This is a genomic window from Roseomonas sp. CECT 9278, from assembly GCF_918698155.1.
Classification (GTDB): domain Bacteria; phylum Pseudomonadota; class Alphaproteobacteria; order Acetobacterales; family Acetobacteraceae; genus Neoroseomonas.
The window spans coordinates 1-15,465 of the sequence record NZ_CAKKLX010000022.1; the positions used below are offsets into that span (position 1 = coordinate 1).

Below are 15,465 nucleotides of genomic sequence, written 5' to 3' on the forward strand. Positions count from 1 at the left end.
GGTCGCCGCCAGGCCACCAGGCCGGATCCTCAGACCCACACTCACCACCGCGGGGTGGAGCAGCCCGGTAGCTCGTCAGGCTCATAACCTGAAGGTCACAGGTTCAAATCCTGTCCCCGCATCCAACGTTCCCAGCACTAGACCAACAAGGCCGCCAACCCAATCGGGAGCGGCCTTTTTGTGTTGTGCCAAACCACCAGATGAAGGCCCAGCGCGCCGGGTGTCGCATCCCGCTGGCGCAGACCGCGCTTCATTTTGCCGTTGCCGCGCGCCATCATGCGCCGCGTCCGACACATGCGAACGGACGCCAACGCTATCATGAGACGCGGGCACGAATGCCCAGCAAGCAGAAGTACGGACGCCCAGCCCCATGGACGGTTCGCTTGAGGCCATAGAGGCGGTGCGCTCAACGCGCGAGGCTGCCAACCGAACGCATCGCTGGCGGTTCGGGGAATGGCTTGGACGGATCAACACGCGCGCGGCGATGATCAGCGTCTTGTTTCTCGTTGTCATCGGCCTGTTCGCGAGCAACGCGCTGACAACGCTCTCCCGGCAGTCATTGGTCATTGAAGACCTCGCTGGATACCGGCGAACCGCAGACGAAACGATCGAGGCGCTCGAATCGAGCGTCGCCGCCTATGGAACCGCGCTCGCAGGCATCGTTGCCGGAAGCGTCCCGCCCAATGCGATCGCTGCGCGCATGGTCGCGCAGGCGGCGCGGCTCTCCGCAGCCTTTCTTGCCGTCGAGCACGCGCTCGCGCCGGAACTCGATCCTGCCGCATTGGCCACGGCGCGTGATGCGCTCGCCCGATTGCCGGCCCTGGCCGAGCGCACGCAGCAGACCCTCGGCGCCCGCCGACGGGGCGACCCCGCCGCAATCCACGACGAATGGGTCAATGCCCAGGACGGCTTTTCCCGCCTTGTGGCGTCATACCGCGATCAATCCAGCAAGCGCATTGAAGCGAGCCTGGCGGCAGCGCGTCGCATCGAATCCGACGCACGTGCAGTCACCTTCGCCGCCATCGGCCTTGGCATTGCGGCGACGATTCTGGTGTGGGTCATCGTCGTCGCGATGATCACGCGCCCGATCGGCAACCTCGCGCAATCCATGGTGCGCGTCGCCCGCGGTGACGTGGCCGCAGCGGTGCCACTCACGGACCGCGAGGACCAACTCGGCATCATGGCGCGTGCCGTTCTGGTCTTTCGCGAGACCCTGAATGTCACCCGCAGCCTCGCCGCCAGGGCGCTCGAAGGTGCGACCCAGACCTCGACATCGCTCACACAGGCCGCCACCGCGATGGACCGTGTCGCGAGCAATGTCGCCGCACAGCGCGACGATCTGCGTGGACTGACCGAAAGCCTGGACAAGACCGTCGAATCGTTCCGACGCGTCGGCGACACCGCGCAGCAGGCGCGCGACCGCGCCGGGGACGCTAAGCTCCTGCTCGACGACACGCTGCGCAAGCTCCGCTGCCTCAAGCCGCCCGAGCGTGACGGGGCGCACGACCGGGATCACGTCAACCGCGTCACCGCCGCCATCGTGCGCATGGCGACACAAGCCAACACGCTCGCCGCCAACGCTGCGCAGGAAGCGCTGAGGACAGGCGCCGACAGCGGCGTCGCGGCAATCGCCGAGGAAGCGCGCAGACTTTCGGCAGGCAGCGCGACCCTTGCGATCGAGATCGCCGAGGCGATCGACATGCTGGGCAGCAAGGGTCGCGCGGGGGACGAGGCCGCGGAGGCCATCGCTGCATCATCCGACCGGCTGGAGGGGTTGGTCACGGATACCGCCCGCCTGGCCGTTACCATCGCTGAAGGGATGATGCAGCAACGCGAGACGCTGCGCCGCCTGGGTGAACAGATCGATCAGGTTGCCGCCAGCGGACAGTCCAACGCGACAGCAGCCCGAGACCTCGCGGCATCCATGGCCGACCTCAAGCGCCACGCCGCCGAGACACGAGTGGCGGTCGACTCCGTCGCCGCAGGCGCGCAGTTGGGCCGCAACGCCTGAACCATTTTCCGTTCAGACGGAACAGATTGGCCGGGGTGAAGCTGCGCTCGCCGCGTCGGCACGCGGCGTCAGGTCCTTCGCCGTGGTCACTTCACCAACATCACGTTCCGCGCGAAGGTGGCACATGAACCGTGCGACGCCCTCATCGGATCCAATGCATGCCACCGCACCCGATACGGTTGCCGGGCTGGTGGTGGCGGCGGTCGGGGCGCGCGGGACGCGCCGCATCTGGGGGCTGCCGGGCGGTGGTTCCTCGCTCGACCTGATCCAGGCGGCGGGCCGATGCGGCGTCGACTTCGTGCTGTGCCGGCACGAGGGAAGTGCCGCGATGATGGCGGTGGCCGATGCCGAACTGACCGGCGCACCCGGGGTCGTGCTCACCACCAAGGGGCCGGGCCTCTCGAACGCGGCGAACGGCGTCAGCTGCGCCACGCTCGAACGCGCCCCGGTCCTGCTGGTGACCGACGGCTTCACCCCCGCCCAAACCGGCTGGATCACGCACCAGGTCTTCGACCAGCGGGCCGCGACCGCTGCCTATGTGAAGGGCCATGCGCGCTGCGAAGGCGATGATGCGGCGGCAGAACTCGACACCTTGCTCGACATCGCTGCGGCACATCCGCGAGGCGCGGTCCATCTCGACCTTACCTCCGCGGCGGCGAAGCGCCAGGCGCGTCCAACTCCACGCCAGCCGCCGCCGCCCGTTGCGCTGACCGACCTGGAGCCGCTGCGGGCGCTGCTTGCCGCTGCGCATCGCCCGGTCCTCATCCTGGGTCTCGAAGCGACCGAGGCCGCAGCGGAATGCCGTGCGCTGGCCGCGGCGCTCGGCTGCCCGGTGCTGGTCACCTACAAGGCCAAGGGCGTCGTCGACGACGCACACCCCCAGCATGCCGGGATCTTCACCGGCGGCACGCTCGAAGCGCAGGTCGTCAGCGCGGCGGACCTGATTGTCCTGGTCGGCGCCGATCCTGTCGAATTCATCCTGCAGCCCTGGCGCTACCGGGCGCCGGTCGCCGAGATCGCCGCGCGTCCTTTCCCCGTGCACTACACGGCCATTGCCGCAGGGGCCTACGGGTCGATCGCGCGCATCGCTGCCACACTGGCCGAACATGCAACGCCATCGGACTGGAGGGCGACCGAAATCGCCGCGCATCGCGCTGCCATGCGCGACGCGCTCACCTGGCCGCCGGGCGGCGGCGGCGTCGCGCCGCCGCGCATCGTGCAGCTCGCCGCCGAGGCTGCGATGCGCGCCGGCCGTGACCCACGCGCCACGGTGGATGCGGGGGCGCACATGTTTTCCGCCACGGCCTTCTGGCCGTGTTCACGCCCACGCGACCTGCTGATCTCGAACGGGCTCGCCACCATGGGCTTCGCGTTGCCGGCCGGCATCGCGGCGGCATTGCACGATCCTGGACGCGGCGCCGTCGCCTTCACCGGTGATGGCGGGTTGATGATGTGCGTGGCTGAACTCGCGACCGCCGCGGATCAGTCTGCGCGCCTGGTGACGGTAGTGTTCAATGATGGCGCATTGTCGCTGATCGACGTGAAGCAGCAGCAGCGCCAGTTGCCGACCGAGGGCGTGCGCTGGGGCCGAGCCGATTTCGCCATGGTGGCCGAGGGCTTCGGCGCACGCGGCTTTCGCGCGCATGACGAAGCCGGCCTGGCGGCCGCGTTCGATGCAGCCTTCGCGCATGACGGGCCGTCGCTCGTCGATGTCCAGGTCGACCCGGCCGGCTATGTGCAGCAACTCCAGGCAATGCGGGGCTGAAGACAAGACATGGCAGGTTTTACGGCGCTGCGCCTCGGCTCGGCCTGGAGCCGAATCGCGGGGCTGATGGACGAGGCGGCGCAGAACTTCGTGCGCACCTCCTTCTCCTCCGTCGTGCGCGACAACTGGGACATGGCGATCGGGCTGATGGACAGCGCCGGTCGGCAGTTCGCACAGTCGTCGCGATCGGTGCCGTCCTTCGTCGGCACCATGCCGGTCACGCTCGGCCACATGCTGGCGCGCATCCCGCGCGAGAGCCTGCGCCCGGGCGATGTGCTGATCAGCAATGACGGCTACCTCGGCACCGGGCACCTGAACGACATCACGACCATCCGGCCGATCTTTCGCGAGGGACGCATCGCAGCGTGGATCGGCGGCACCTTCCATTCCACCGACATCGGCGGCGCGCCATCCGTCGAGGCACGCGATGCCTGGGAGGAGGGCCTGACCATCCCGATCGCGCGCATCCTGAAGAGCGGCGTCGAGAACGAGGATGTGATCGCCTTCCTGGAGGCGAACTTGCGTCAGCCGAGCGAGACTCTGGGCGACATCCGCGCCTTGTTCGCGGTGTACGAGCAGGCGGAGGCCCGCCTGTTCCGCATCATCGCCGAGGAAGGCATCGGCGATATCGATGCGCTGGCTGCCGAGATCTTCACGCGCTCGGAACGCTCCATGCGCCAGGCGATCGCCGCCGTGCCGGATGGCGAGGTGACCGATCAAGTCACCGCCGACGGCTTCGAGCATCCCGTCACGATCCGACTGCGCCTGGCCGTGAAGGGGGACGCACTGACACTCGACTTCGCCGGCAGCGATCCGCAGATCGCCCGGCCGGTGAACTCGCCGCTGAATTTCTCCCGCGCCTACAGCCATTACGCGGTGAAATGCGCCTTCGACCCCGAGACGCCGAACAATGACGGATGCTTCCGTCCGATCAGCCTGATCGCGCCCGAGGGCAGCATCGTGAATCCGCGCCGCCCCGCGCCGGTCTGGGGGCGGCACCTGACCGGCCACTACCTGCCCATCCTGGTGCTGGCCGCACTCGGCAAGCTGATCCCTGATCGCGTCATCGCCGAATGCGGCAGCCCCTTGTGGAACTGCTACTTCACCGGCGAACACGCCGATGGCCGCCGCTACGTCCGCATGTTCTTCATGAACGGCGGCCATGGCGCGCTGCCGATGCGCGACGGGCCGGCCTGCCTGTCCTTCCCCTCCAATGTCGCGACCCAGGCGGTCGAGCAGTTCGAGAACGCCGTGCCGATGCTGCTGACCGAGAAACGCCTGATCCCCGATTCCGGTGGCGCCGGGCGGATGCGCGGCGGCCTGTCGCAACGGCTGACCTTCGAGGCGACGGGGCCGAATCCGGTCACCGTCACCTACCGGCACGAACGTGTGCAGCACCCGCCGCGTGGCATCCTCGGTGGCCAAGCGGGGCGAGGCGGGCGTGACCTGGTCAATGATGCGCCTGTCGCCGCGAAGGCGCGCATCTCCCTCGCGCCCGGCGACCGCATCACCTTCGAGACGCCCGGCGGCGGCGGCATGGGGCCGCCGGCCGAACGCGACCCGTCGGCACTCGGGGCCGATATCGCCGAGGGCTACGTCACCGAAGCCGGCGCCAAGGCGTATCGCGCATGACCGCCGCGCCCTATCGCATCGGTGTCGACATCGGCGGCACCTTCACCGATTTCGTGCTGCTCGACACGCGCGACGGCACGCTGCGCAACGGCAAGGTGCTGACCACGCCGGCGGCGCCGGAGGAAGCCGTGCTCGCCGGCATCCGTCAATTGTTGACGGCGCACGGCATCGCGCCCGCCGATGTGCAGCACGTCATCCACGGCACGACGCTGGTGGCCAATGCGCTGATCGAACGCCGCGGCGTGCCGACCGGCCTCATCACCACCGACGGCTTCCGCGATATCGTGGAGATCGGCACGGAACTGCGGCACGACACCTACGACCTGTTCATGCGCGTGCCCGAACCGCTGGTGCCTCGCCGCCGCCGGGTCGAGGTGCCGGAACGTGTGCTGCCCGACGGCACCGTCCGCACGGCCTTGGATGAGGCAGCTGCGCGCGCTGCGGCGCGCGACCTGGTCGCGCAGGGGGCGCAGGCCGTCGCCGTCTGCTTCCTGCATGCCTTCCGCAACCCGGCGCATGAACGCCGCATGGCGGAGATCATCGCCGAGGAAGCGCCGGGGCTGACGCTGTGCCTGTCCTCCGACGTGGTGCCCGAGATCGGCGAATACGAACGCGCATCGACCACCATCTGCAACGCCTACGTCCTGCCGGTCTTCCGTCGCTACCTGACGCGCCTCGCGGAAGGGCTGCGCGGGCTCGGCCTGACCGGGCCGCTGTACCTGATGCTGTCGGATGGCGGCACGGTAGGCGAGGCAACCGCCGCGCGCCATCCGATCCGCCTGGTGCAGTCGGGACCCGCCGGCGGCGTGCGCGCCACGGCGCTGTACGGCGTCGCCGCCGGTGCGCCCGATATCCTGTGCTTCGACATGGGCGGCACCACCGCCAAGGCCTGCCTGATCGAGGGCGGCGAGCCGCTGCGCAGCCTCGACTTCGAAGTCGCGCGCGTGGATCGCTTCCGCAAGGGCAGCGGATTGCCGCTGAAGGTGCCGGTCATCGAGATGATCGAGATCGGCGCCGGTGGCGGTTCCATCGCCCAGGTCGATCGCCTCGGCCTGATCCGTGTCGGGCCGGAGAGCGCCTCCTCCGATCCCGGGCCGGCCTGCTACGGGCTCGGCGGTACGCGGCCGACGGTCACGGATGCCGATCTGGTGCTGGGCTACCTGGGTGCGGACAGCTTCCTCGGCGGCGACATGCGGCTTGATGTCGCCGCGGCCGAGCGTGCGCTGCGCGAACACCTCGCCGAACCGCTCGGCCTTTCGGTGGTGGAGGCCGCCTGGGCGCTGCACGAGACGGTCAACGGCAACATGGCCCAGGCCGCGGCGATCCATGCGCTGGAGAAGGCACGGCGGATCGAGGGCTACACCATGGTGCCGATCGGCGGTGCAGGGCCGGTCCATGCCGCGCAGGTCTGCCGCAAGCTCGGCATCGCGAAGCTGGTCGCGCCGGCGGGGGCGGGCGTGGCCTCAGCCTTCGGCTTCCTTGCCTCGCCGATCTCCTTCGCCTTCGTCCGCGGCTGGGTCGCCCCGCTCGACAGCATCGACTTCGGGGTGCTGCGCGACATGGTCGGCGGCATCGAGGCCGAGGGGCGCGCGATGCTGGCCGAGGCCGGCGTGGCGCCCGGCGCTGCGATCCGCACGGTGATCGGCGCCTTGCGCTATGTCGGCCAGGGCTTCCAGGTCGAGGCGGAGATCCCGGGCGATGCCCTGGCCGCCGGCGACCGCGATGCCGTTCGCGCGGCCTTCGAACGGCGCTACCTCCAGCAATACGGCCGCACGGAACCATCGCTTCCGGTGGAATGCGTCTCCTGGCAGGTCATCATGGCCGGGCCGGTGCCGGAGGTCTCGCTCTGCGGGCCGTCGGCCGGCGCCGGTGCGGCGGCGGCCCCGCGCCATCGCCTGGCCTGGTTCCCCGAGACGGGCGGCCATGTCGAGACACCGGTGATCGACCGCGCCAGCCTGCGCCCGGGCGACCGCGTGGCGGGGCCGGCCCTGGTCGAGGAACGCGAAAGCACCCTGGTGCTGCCACCTGGTACCGAGGCGATCTGCGACGCCTCGTTGAACCTGTTGGTGTCGCTGTAGAGCGTTACCGCGGCGGCACCACGAAGGCGCCCTGGCCCGGCGTCTCGGCCCAGGCGCGGAAGGCGGGCGACGGCGTGACGCGCCCCTCCCGCATCAGTCGCAGCCAAACCTCCGTCGCACGCACGAAGGGGTTCACGCCGCGCGGCCAGATCGCGAGGCTCATGGCTTCGGCGATCTGGGGTTCGGGCACGCCGGCGGCATAGGCAGCCTCGATCTCCGCCGCCAGGCCCCAGGGTTCGTCGCAGGCGGTCTGGATTCCGACCAGAGCGAGCCGCGCGGTCGCTTCGCCCAGCGGCGATCCGGCAATCAGCGCACGGCCTGCCGCGCGGTATTCGGCCGCGAGGTCAAGACCGGCCAACTTGTCCTGCCAGTTCGCAGCGAGGGTCGCGTAGGTCGCCGCCCCGGCTGCCCAGGCGGCAAGTCGAAACACCGCGCCGCCCTCGGCCTGCGTGCCGCCGGTCGCCATGAAGCGATGGAGGTGGTGCGTGCCGACCGGCTCGCGGCAGGCGGCCAGGATCGCGAGCCAGACCACCTCCTTCACATGCGGCGGCAAGTGGTGATCATCGACTGTCAGCGCGCGGTACATCGCCTCATAGGCCCCGTGCAACTCGGGCAGGGCGGCCGCCATGGCGCCGTGATGGGGCAGCACGAAGCCGCGCACGGCGCGGATCTCGGCCAAGCGCGCGCGCACCTGTTCGGCGCTGGGCGGTGTCATGCGGCGACCGGCGGCAGGGTCTCCAGCATCCAGCGCGCGATGGCGGCGGCCTGCGCATCCATGTTGACCTGTGCCATGACCTGGATGCCCATCGGCATCCCGCCCACCGTGGTGAGCGGAATGGTCACGGCCGGCGCACCGATCCCGGAGCTCGGCGTGTTGAACACGGCGTCGCCGGTGGGCCGCGCCACGGGCTTCGCGTTCGGCACCTCGCCGGCCCAGAGTGGCGCCGGGCCGGGCGAGGCGGGGGCAATCACCGCGTCGACGATCGGCGCGAGCAGCGCGTGGCGGAGGCGCAGTTCCTCGCGTTGCATCAGGCGCAGGCGGTAATCCTCGGGCGTCATGCGTTCGGCCATCGCCAGCACGGCGCGCGAGCGGGCGCTGATCGCCTCCGCCTCCGCGGCGACCAGGTTGCGGAACAGCCAGTGGTTTTCCCAGCCGGTGATGGCGCTGGTCATCGCCTGGACGCCAACCAGCGATGTCTCGAACGCCTCCAACATCGGGTGGTCGGCGCGGCGCAGCACCGTGACGCCGGCGGTGCGAAGCGCCGCGACCACCTGTTCGAAGGCCGCCTTGCTGGCATCGTCCAGCGCATCCCAGCCTTCGGTTTCCATCACGCCCAGCACGGTCGGGCGGCGCGCCTCGGGCGGCGCCGGCGGACCGAACAGGCCGGGGCGGCCGGGGTCGCCGCCGGCACGCTTCGCGATCTCGATGGCGACCTGCCACATGTCCTCGATCGTGCCGGCGTGGATGCCGGTGGTGCTCATGCTGGTGGCCTGGCGTTCGCCGCGGTTGATGCCACCCTGCGTCGGCTTCAGCGCGACATTCCCGCAATAGGAGGCCGGCCGGATCACCGACCCGCCAACCTGTGTGCCGAGTGCTGCCGGCACCATCCCCGCGCCGACCGCCGCCGCCGAGCCCGACGATGACCCGCCCGGCGTGCGCCGCTGGTCGAATGGGTTGGTCGTCGGGCCGGGATGCGCACCGCCCAGTTCCGTCGTGACGGTCTTGCCCAGCACGACGGCGCCCGCCTGGCGCAAGGCCCAGACTGCGGCATTGTCGCGCTTCGGGAAATTCCCGCGATAGGCCGGGCAGCCCATCTGCGTCGGCATGTCGCGTGTCTCGAGCAGGTCCTTGATGCCAAGCGGCATGCCGTCGATCGGCGAGAGCGCCCTGCCGTCGCGCCAGCGTTGCGTGCTCGCATCGGCGGCCGCGCGTGCGCCGGCCTCGTTCGTCACGACCCACGCGCGGACCACGGGTTCGCGCGTGGCGATCGTTTCGAGGCAGCGTTCGAGATACGCGCGTGGCGTGTCGGTCCCCGCGGCGAAGCCGCGAACGGCGTGATGAAAGCTGTGGGCGCGGGCGGTCATGGGCGTTCCTGCTGTCTTTCCGGGCATTCAGCTTCGATCGACGGGGCCTGTCCAGCCAGCCGCGTCGAGAAGCCTCTGGCGCTCACCCCGGATTCCACGGCAACGTGATGGTTGGGACAGGCAAGACGCCGAAACGTGGCGACTGGGAGCAGATGGCATGACCGAAGACGATCTCCGCGGGCTCATCGCGCGCGTGAAGGGCGGCAACCTGTCACGGCGCGGCTTCGTGAAGCGGCTTGCAGCGGTTGGCTTCACCGCGCCGATGGCGACTCAGCTGCTCGCGATAGCGGGCGCCGCGCCGGCCGGCGCGCAGGCCGCATCGGCCTATCGCCCGACGCGCCGCGGCGGGGGCGGGGCGCTGAAGGTCCTGTACTGGCAGGCTTCGACACTGCTGAACCCGCATTTCGCCGCCGGAACCACCAACCAGGATTCGAGCCGCGTCTTCTACGAACCGCTCGCCGGCTGGGCATCCGATGGCACGCTGGTGCCGATCCTCGCCGCCGAGGTCCCGTCGCGGGAGAATGGCAGCCTGGCCGCCGACGGCAGGTCGGTGACCTGGAAGCTCAAGCGCGGCGTGAAGTGGCATGACGGGCAGGATTTCTCGGCTGACGACGTCGTCTTCAACTGGGAATACGCCAAAAGCCCGCAGGTCGCGGCGGTCACCTCCGGCTCCTATCGCGACGTCAATGTCGTGAAGGTCGATGACCACACGGTGCGCGTGGAGTTCCAGCAGCCAACGCCGTTCTGGGCCGATGCCTTCGTCGGCGCGACCGGCCAGCTGATCCCCAAGCACCAGTTCAAGGACTTCGCCGGTGCCAATTCGCGCGATGCGCCCACCAACCTCCGACCGGTCGGCACCAGCGCCTACAGGTTCGTCTCCTTTGCGCCGGGCGACACGCTGCGCGCGGAATTGAACCCGAACTACCACATGGACAACCGTCCGTATTTCGACACGCTCGAGATCAAGGGCGGCGGCGATGCGGTTTCGGCCGCGCGCGCGGTGCTGCAGACGGGCGACTACGACTACGCCTGGAACATGCAGGTCGAGGACGACATCCTGAAGCGCCTTGAGGCTGCGGGGCGCGGCAAGGTCAATATCGTCGAGGGTGGCGGCATCGAGTTCGTGCAGCTCAATGCCACCGACCCGAACCGCGAGGTCGATGGCGAGCGTTCGCACATCAGCACGCAGCACCCCGCCTTCCGCGACGCCGCGGTGCGCCAGGCGATGGCGCTGCTGATCGACCGCAACGCGCTCGAACAATTCATCTACGGCCGCGGCGGCCCTGCCACCGCCAACTTCCTGAACAACCCGCCGCGCTTCCGCTCCGAGAACATGCGCTGGGAATTCAGCATCCAGAAGGCGAACGAGATCCTCGACGCCGCTGGCTGGGCACGCGCGCGCGATGGCATCAGGGCGAAGGATGGCGTGCGGCTGCGCTTCGTGTTCCAGACGTCGGTCAATGCGCCGCGCCAGCGCACCCAGGCGGTCTACAAGCAGGCGGCGCAGCGCGCAGGCATCGACCTCGAGCTCAAGTCGGTGACGGCCTCGGTGTTCTTTTCCTCGGATGTCGCGAATCCGGACACCTACACCAAGCTCTATGCCGACATGCAGATGTACACGACCACCATGCCGCAGGCGGATCCCGAGCGGTTCATGAACCAGTACACCTCCTGGGAAGTCTCCTCGAAGGCGAATTCCTGGCAGGGCCGCAACATCGTGCGCTGGCGCAGCGACGAATACGACACACTGTTCCGCTCGGCCCAGGGCGAGCTCGACCCGGTCAGGCGCGCCGCGATGTTCATCCGGCTGAACGACCTGGTGGTGTCGTCCAACCACATCATCCCGCTGGTGCGCCGTCCGACCGTCAGCGCCAGCCTGAACAACCTGCGCCATGTGCTCAGCGCCTGGGACCTCACGATGTGGTACCTCAACGACTGGTGGCGCGAGACCTGACGCGCCGCGCGTGACGCAGTACCTCATCCGGCGCCTGCTGATCGCGATCCCGAGCCTGCTCGGGATCAGCGTGGTGCTGTTCACCATCCTGGCGCTGGCACCGGGCGACCCGTTCGAGGAACTGGCCACCAACCCGGCCATCCCACCGGACGTACGTGCGAACCTTCGCGCGAGCCTTGGCCTCGATGACCCGGTGCATCAGCGCTACTTCAACTGGCTGTTTGCCATGCTGCGCGGCGAGTGGGGGTATTCCTTCGTCAGCCGCGTGAATGTGGACCAACTGATCCTGCAGCGGCTGCCCACCACGATCATCGTGATCGGGGCGGCGCAGGTGCTGGCGCTGTGCATCGCCCTTCCGGTTGGCGTCTATGCAGCGACGCGACCCTATTCGCTGTTCGACAAGATCGCCAATACGCTGGCCTTCATCGGCTTCTCGCTGCCTACCTTCTTCACCGGACTGCTGCTGATCCTGCTGTTCTCGATCACGCTGGACTGGCTGCCCTTCGTCTATCGCGCGCAGATCGACGCTACCGGCTGGCGCTGGTGGTGGGAGCACATCCGCCAGTCGATCATGCCTGTGCTGGTGCTCGGCCTGTTCCAGGGCGCCGCACTCGTGCGCTTCGTGCGATCGGCGGTGCTCGACGTCATTCGCCTCGACCACGTGACGACAGCCCGCTCGAAGGGCCTGCCGGAGCGCACCGTCACGCTCAAGCATGTGGTGCGCAATGCGATGATTCCGGTGGTCACGCTGGTCGCGCTGCAGATGCCTATCGTTTTCGGCGGCGCCATCGTGACCGAGCAGATCTTCCGCATCCCGGGCATCGGGTCGCTGCTGATCACCGCCATCCTGGCCAACGACACGCCGGTCATCATGGCGGTCACCTTCGTGCTCTCCTGCCTCGTTGTCCTTTTCAACCTGATCGCGGACCTGGTGTATGGCTGGCTCGATCCCCGCATCAGCTACCGCTAGCACCGGCGCCGCGGCGCCGCGCGTCGGGCCATGGCGGGAAGCCTGGCGGCGCTTCCGAAAGCATCGGCTGGCGGTCGTCAGCCTTGTCATCCTTTCCGTGCTCGTCCTGGCCGTGCTGGTCGGACCCTTCGCGTGGCAGGTGCCGATCGACGAGATCGACTTCACCGCGCGCCTGCAGGGCCCGTCCTGGGCGCATCCGATGGGGACCGACGACCTGGGCCAGGACATCCTGGCGCGCGTGCTCTATGGCGGGCGGATCTCGCTGGCGGTCGGCTTCGCGGCGATGATGGTGGCGATCTTCGTGGGCGTGCTGGTCGGCGCAGTGGCCGGCATGGCGGGCGGGCGCATCGATGCCGGGCTGATGTGGCTGACCGACCTGTTCCTGTCGCTGCCCCAGCTGCCGCTGCTGCTGCTGATCATCTACCTGTTCCGCGAAGGCCTGACGCAGGTGGTCGGGCAGGAGCTCGGCGTCTTCATCCTGATCGTCATCATCATCGGCGGCTTCAACTGGATGCAGGTGGCGCGGCTGGTGCGCGCACAGTTCTTCTCGCTGCGCGAGAAGGAATTCGTGGAAGCCGCGCGCGCGCTGGGCGCATCGCGCCTGCGCCTGGTCGTGCGCCATATCCTGCCCAATGCGCTGGGCCCGGTGATCGTCGCCGCCACCATCGACATCGCGGCCGCGATCATCGCGGAATCGACGCTCTCCTTCCTCGGGCTTGGCTTCCCGCCGGATGTGCCGACCTGGGGGCGGCTGCTGTTCGACGCGAAGGACAACCTGGATTTTGCACCGCACTGGGCGCTCTTTCCCGGCGCCATGATCTTCCTGACCGTGTTGTCCATCAACTTCATCGGCGATGGGCTGCGCGACGCCTTCGATCCGCGCCGGGTGATCGCCTCGTGACCGAACCGCTGCTTGCCATCCGCGGCCTCAAGGTCCACTTCGCCACCGATGACGGCATGGTCCGGGCGGTGGACGGCGTCGATATCTCGGTCGACCGCGGCGAAACGGTCTGCGTGGTGGGTGAATCCGGCTGCGGCAAGACCGTGACCGCGATGACGGTTCTGAAGCTCATCGCCATGCCGCCGGGCCGCATCGTGGCGGGTGAGATCCTTTGGCAGGGCCGCGACCTGGTGCCGTTGCCACCGGAGCAGATGCGCGCGATCCGCGCCAAGCAGATCGCCATCGTCTTCCAGGAACCGATGACCTCGCTCAACCCCGTCTACACGGTGGGCGACCAGATCGCCGAGGTCGTGCGCTACCAGGAGGGCCTGTCGCGCCGCGCCGCCCTGGACCGCGCGAAGGAAATGCTGGCGCTGGTCAACATCCCGAACGCCGCGCGCCGGGCATCGGACTACCCGCACCAGTTCTCCGGCGGGATGCGCCAGCGCGTGATGATCGCCATGGCGCTGTCCTGCAATCCGCAGTTGCTCATCGCGGATGAGCCGACCACCGCGCTCGATGTCACCATCCAGGCGCAGATCCTCGATCTGCTGGCCGAGATGAAGGATCGGCTCGGCATGGCGGTGATGCTGATCACCCATGCCATGGGCGTGGTGGCGGAAGTCGCGCAGCGCGTCGTGGTGATGTACGCCGGCAAGGTGGTCGAGGAAGCGCCGGTGCGCGCGTTGTTCGGGACCCCGCGCCACCCCTATACGCAGGGCCTGATCCGCTCGATTCCGCGCCTCGACCTCGCGGCCACGGAACACCGCCGGCTCGAAGCCATTCCAGGCACCGTGCCGCAGCTGCTCAACCCACCGCCCGGCTGCCGCTTCGCCGCGCGCTGCCGCCATGCCACCGACGCCTGCATGGCGGCCGAACCGCCGCTGCGGGAGGTCGCGCCGGGCCACAAGGTGGCCTGCATCCTGTGAGCGCCGCGAAGGACACCGCCATGGCGCAGCCGCTGCTATCGGTCCGCAACCTGGTGAAGCGCTTCCCGGTGCGCGGCGGGGTCCTGCGCCGCGTGGTGGACCAGGTCCATGCGGTGGATGGCGTGGGCTTCGACCTGGCTTCGGGCGAGACGCTCGGCCTGGTGGGCGAATCCGGCTGCGGCAAGTCCACCACAGGCCGCTGCATCCTGCGGCTGATCGAGCCCACCTCGGGCGAGGTGCGCTTCGAAGGGCGCGACGTGTGCGCGCTGACCGGCAATGAACTCGCCGCGATCCGCCGCGACATGCAGATCATCTTCCAGGACCCCTTCGCCTCGCTGAACCCACGCATGACGGTCGGGTCGATCATTGGCGAGGCGCTTGAGATCCACCGCCTGGCGAAGACGCGGCGCGAGCGCGAGGCGAAGGTCGCGGAACTGCTGGAAACCGTCGGCCTGCGCCCCGACCACATGTCCCGCTTCCCGCATGAATTCTCCGGCGGCCAGCGCCAGCGCATCGGCATCGCGCGCGCGCTCGCGGTATCGCCCAAGCTGATCATCTGTGACGAGCCGGTCAGCGCGCTGGATGTCTCGATCCAGGCGCAGGTGATCAACCTGCTGGAAGACCTGCAGGAAAAGTTCGGCCTGTCCTACCTGTTCATTGCGCATGATTTGTCGGTGGTGGAGCACATCAGCGACCGGGTGGCAGTGATGTATCTCGGGCGGATCGTCGAGGTCGCGCCGTCGCGCGATCTCTATGCCCAACCGCTGCACCCCTATACGGAGGCATTGCTCTCCGCGGTGCCGATCCCCGACCCGACCCTGAAGCGCGAGCGCATCAGGCTGCAGGGCGACATCCCGAGCCCGATGAACCCGCCTTCGGGCTGCCATTTCCACACCCGCTGCCCGATCGCCGAGAAGGGCCTGTGCGACGTGGCGGCCCCCGACTTTCGCGAAGCGACGTCGGGCCATTGGGTCGCCTGCCACAAGCGTGGATAGCGGCTGTCGCCGTCCGATCGGGCAAGGCTACGCTAGGCGCAGAACCAAGGTCTTCGATGCGGTGTCGTGAGCCGAGGCGAACGAAAGCTGCTTCAGTCCACCGCTT

Annotated in this window: 11 protein-coding genes and 1 tRNA gene; 10 read left to right on the forward strand and 2 right to left on the reverse strand. The window is 68.9% G+C overall.

Annotation, left to right across the window (positions count from 1 at the left end; genetic code table 11):
* Positions 1-48 precede the first annotated feature (48 nt).
* From LQ222_RS15000 to LQ222_RS15020, 5 genes are all read left to right on the forward strand, one after another.
* Positions 49-125, forward strand: a tRNA-Met gene (locus tag LQ222_RS15000).
* A gap of 245 nt (positions 126-370) precedes the next feature.
* Entirely contained in the window at positions 371-2,011 is a 1,641-nt protein-coding gene (locus LQ222_RS15005) for a methyl-accepting chemotaxis protein (RefSeq protein WP_230167639.1), read from the forward strand.
* Between the two features lie 154 nt (positions 2,012-2,165).
* Complete coding sequence (locus LQ222_RS15010; protein ID WP_230167714.1) at positions 2,166-3,776, forward strand: thiamine pyrophosphate-binding protein; 1,611 nt, start codon at positions 2,166-2,168, stop codon at positions 3,774-3,776.
* Positions 3,777-3,785: 9 nt separating this feature from the next.
* A complete protein-coding gene (locus LQ222_RS15015; RefSeq protein WP_230167640.1) occupies positions 3,786-5,408 on the forward strand; it encodes a hydantoinase B/oxoprolinase family protein in 1,623 nt (540 codons plus the stop codon).
* A complete protein-coding gene (locus LQ222_RS15020; RefSeq protein WP_230167641.1) occupies positions 5,405-7,486 on the forward strand; it encodes a hydantoinase/oxoprolinase family protein in 2,082 nt (693 codons plus the stop codon). Before LQ222_RS15015 ends, LQ222_RS15020 begins: the two co-directional genes overlap by 4 nt.
* Before the next feature lie 4 nt (positions 7,487-7,490).
* Here the strand turns inward: LQ222_RS15020 and LQ222_RS15025 are convergent, their stop codons facing one another.
* Together LQ222_RS15025 and LQ222_RS15030 are read right to left on the reverse strand one after the other, a co-directional pair.
* Positions 7,491-8,201 carry a carboxymuconolactone decarboxylase family protein gene (locus tag LQ222_RS15025; RefSeq protein WP_230167642.1) on the reverse strand — a complete coding sequence of 237 codons (711 nt, stop codon included), beginning with the start codon at positions 8,199-8,201 and terminating at the stop codon, positions 7,491-7,493.
* Positions 8,198-9,571: an amidase gene (locus tag LQ222_RS15030; protein ID WP_230167643.1), complete on the reverse strand. Its 1,374-nt coding sequence runs from the start codon at positions 9,569-9,571 to the stop codon at positions 8,198-8,200. Before LQ222_RS15030 ends, LQ222_RS15025 begins: the two co-directional genes overlap by 4 nt.
* A gap of 157 nt (positions 9,572-9,728) precedes the next feature.
* Between LQ222_RS15030 and LQ222_RS15035 the strand changes: the two genes are divergently transcribed.
* The 5 genes from LQ222_RS15035 to LQ222_RS15055 are packed head-to-tail and all read left to right on the forward strand — an operon-like array spanning position 9,729 to position 15,359.
* Positions 9,729-11,525, forward strand: coding sequence for a peptide ABC transporter substrate-binding protein (locus LQ222_RS15035; RefSeq protein ID WP_230167644.1), 1,797 nt, complete (start codon positions 9,729-9,731; stop codon positions 11,523-11,525).
* Between the two features lie 10 nt (positions 11,526-11,535).
* Positions 11,536-12,495 carry an ABC transporter permease gene (locus LQ222_RS15040; protein ID WP_230167645.1) on the forward strand — a complete coding sequence of 320 codons (960 nt, stop codon included), beginning with the start codon at positions 11,536-11,538 and terminating at the stop codon, positions 12,493-12,495.
* Positions 12,461-13,396: an ABC transporter permease gene (locus LQ222_RS15045; protein ID WP_230167646.1), complete on the forward strand. Its 936-nt coding sequence runs from the start codon at positions 12,461-12,463 to the stop codon at positions 13,394-13,396. Before LQ222_RS15040 ends, LQ222_RS15045 begins: the two co-directional genes overlap by 35 nt.
* 56 nt (positions 13,397-13,452) lie before the next feature.
* A complete protein-coding gene (locus LQ222_RS15050; protein ID WP_230167715.1) occupies positions 13,453-14,364 on the forward strand; it encodes an ABC transporter ATP-binding protein in 912 nt (303 codons plus the stop codon).
* A 20-nt stretch (positions 14,365-14,384) separates the two neighbouring features.
* Entirely contained in the window at positions 14,385-15,359 is a 975-nt protein-coding gene (locus LQ222_RS15055) for an ABC transporter ATP-binding protein (protein WP_230167647.1), read from the forward strand.
* The last annotated feature ends 106 nt before the right edge of the window (positions 15,360-15,465 follow it).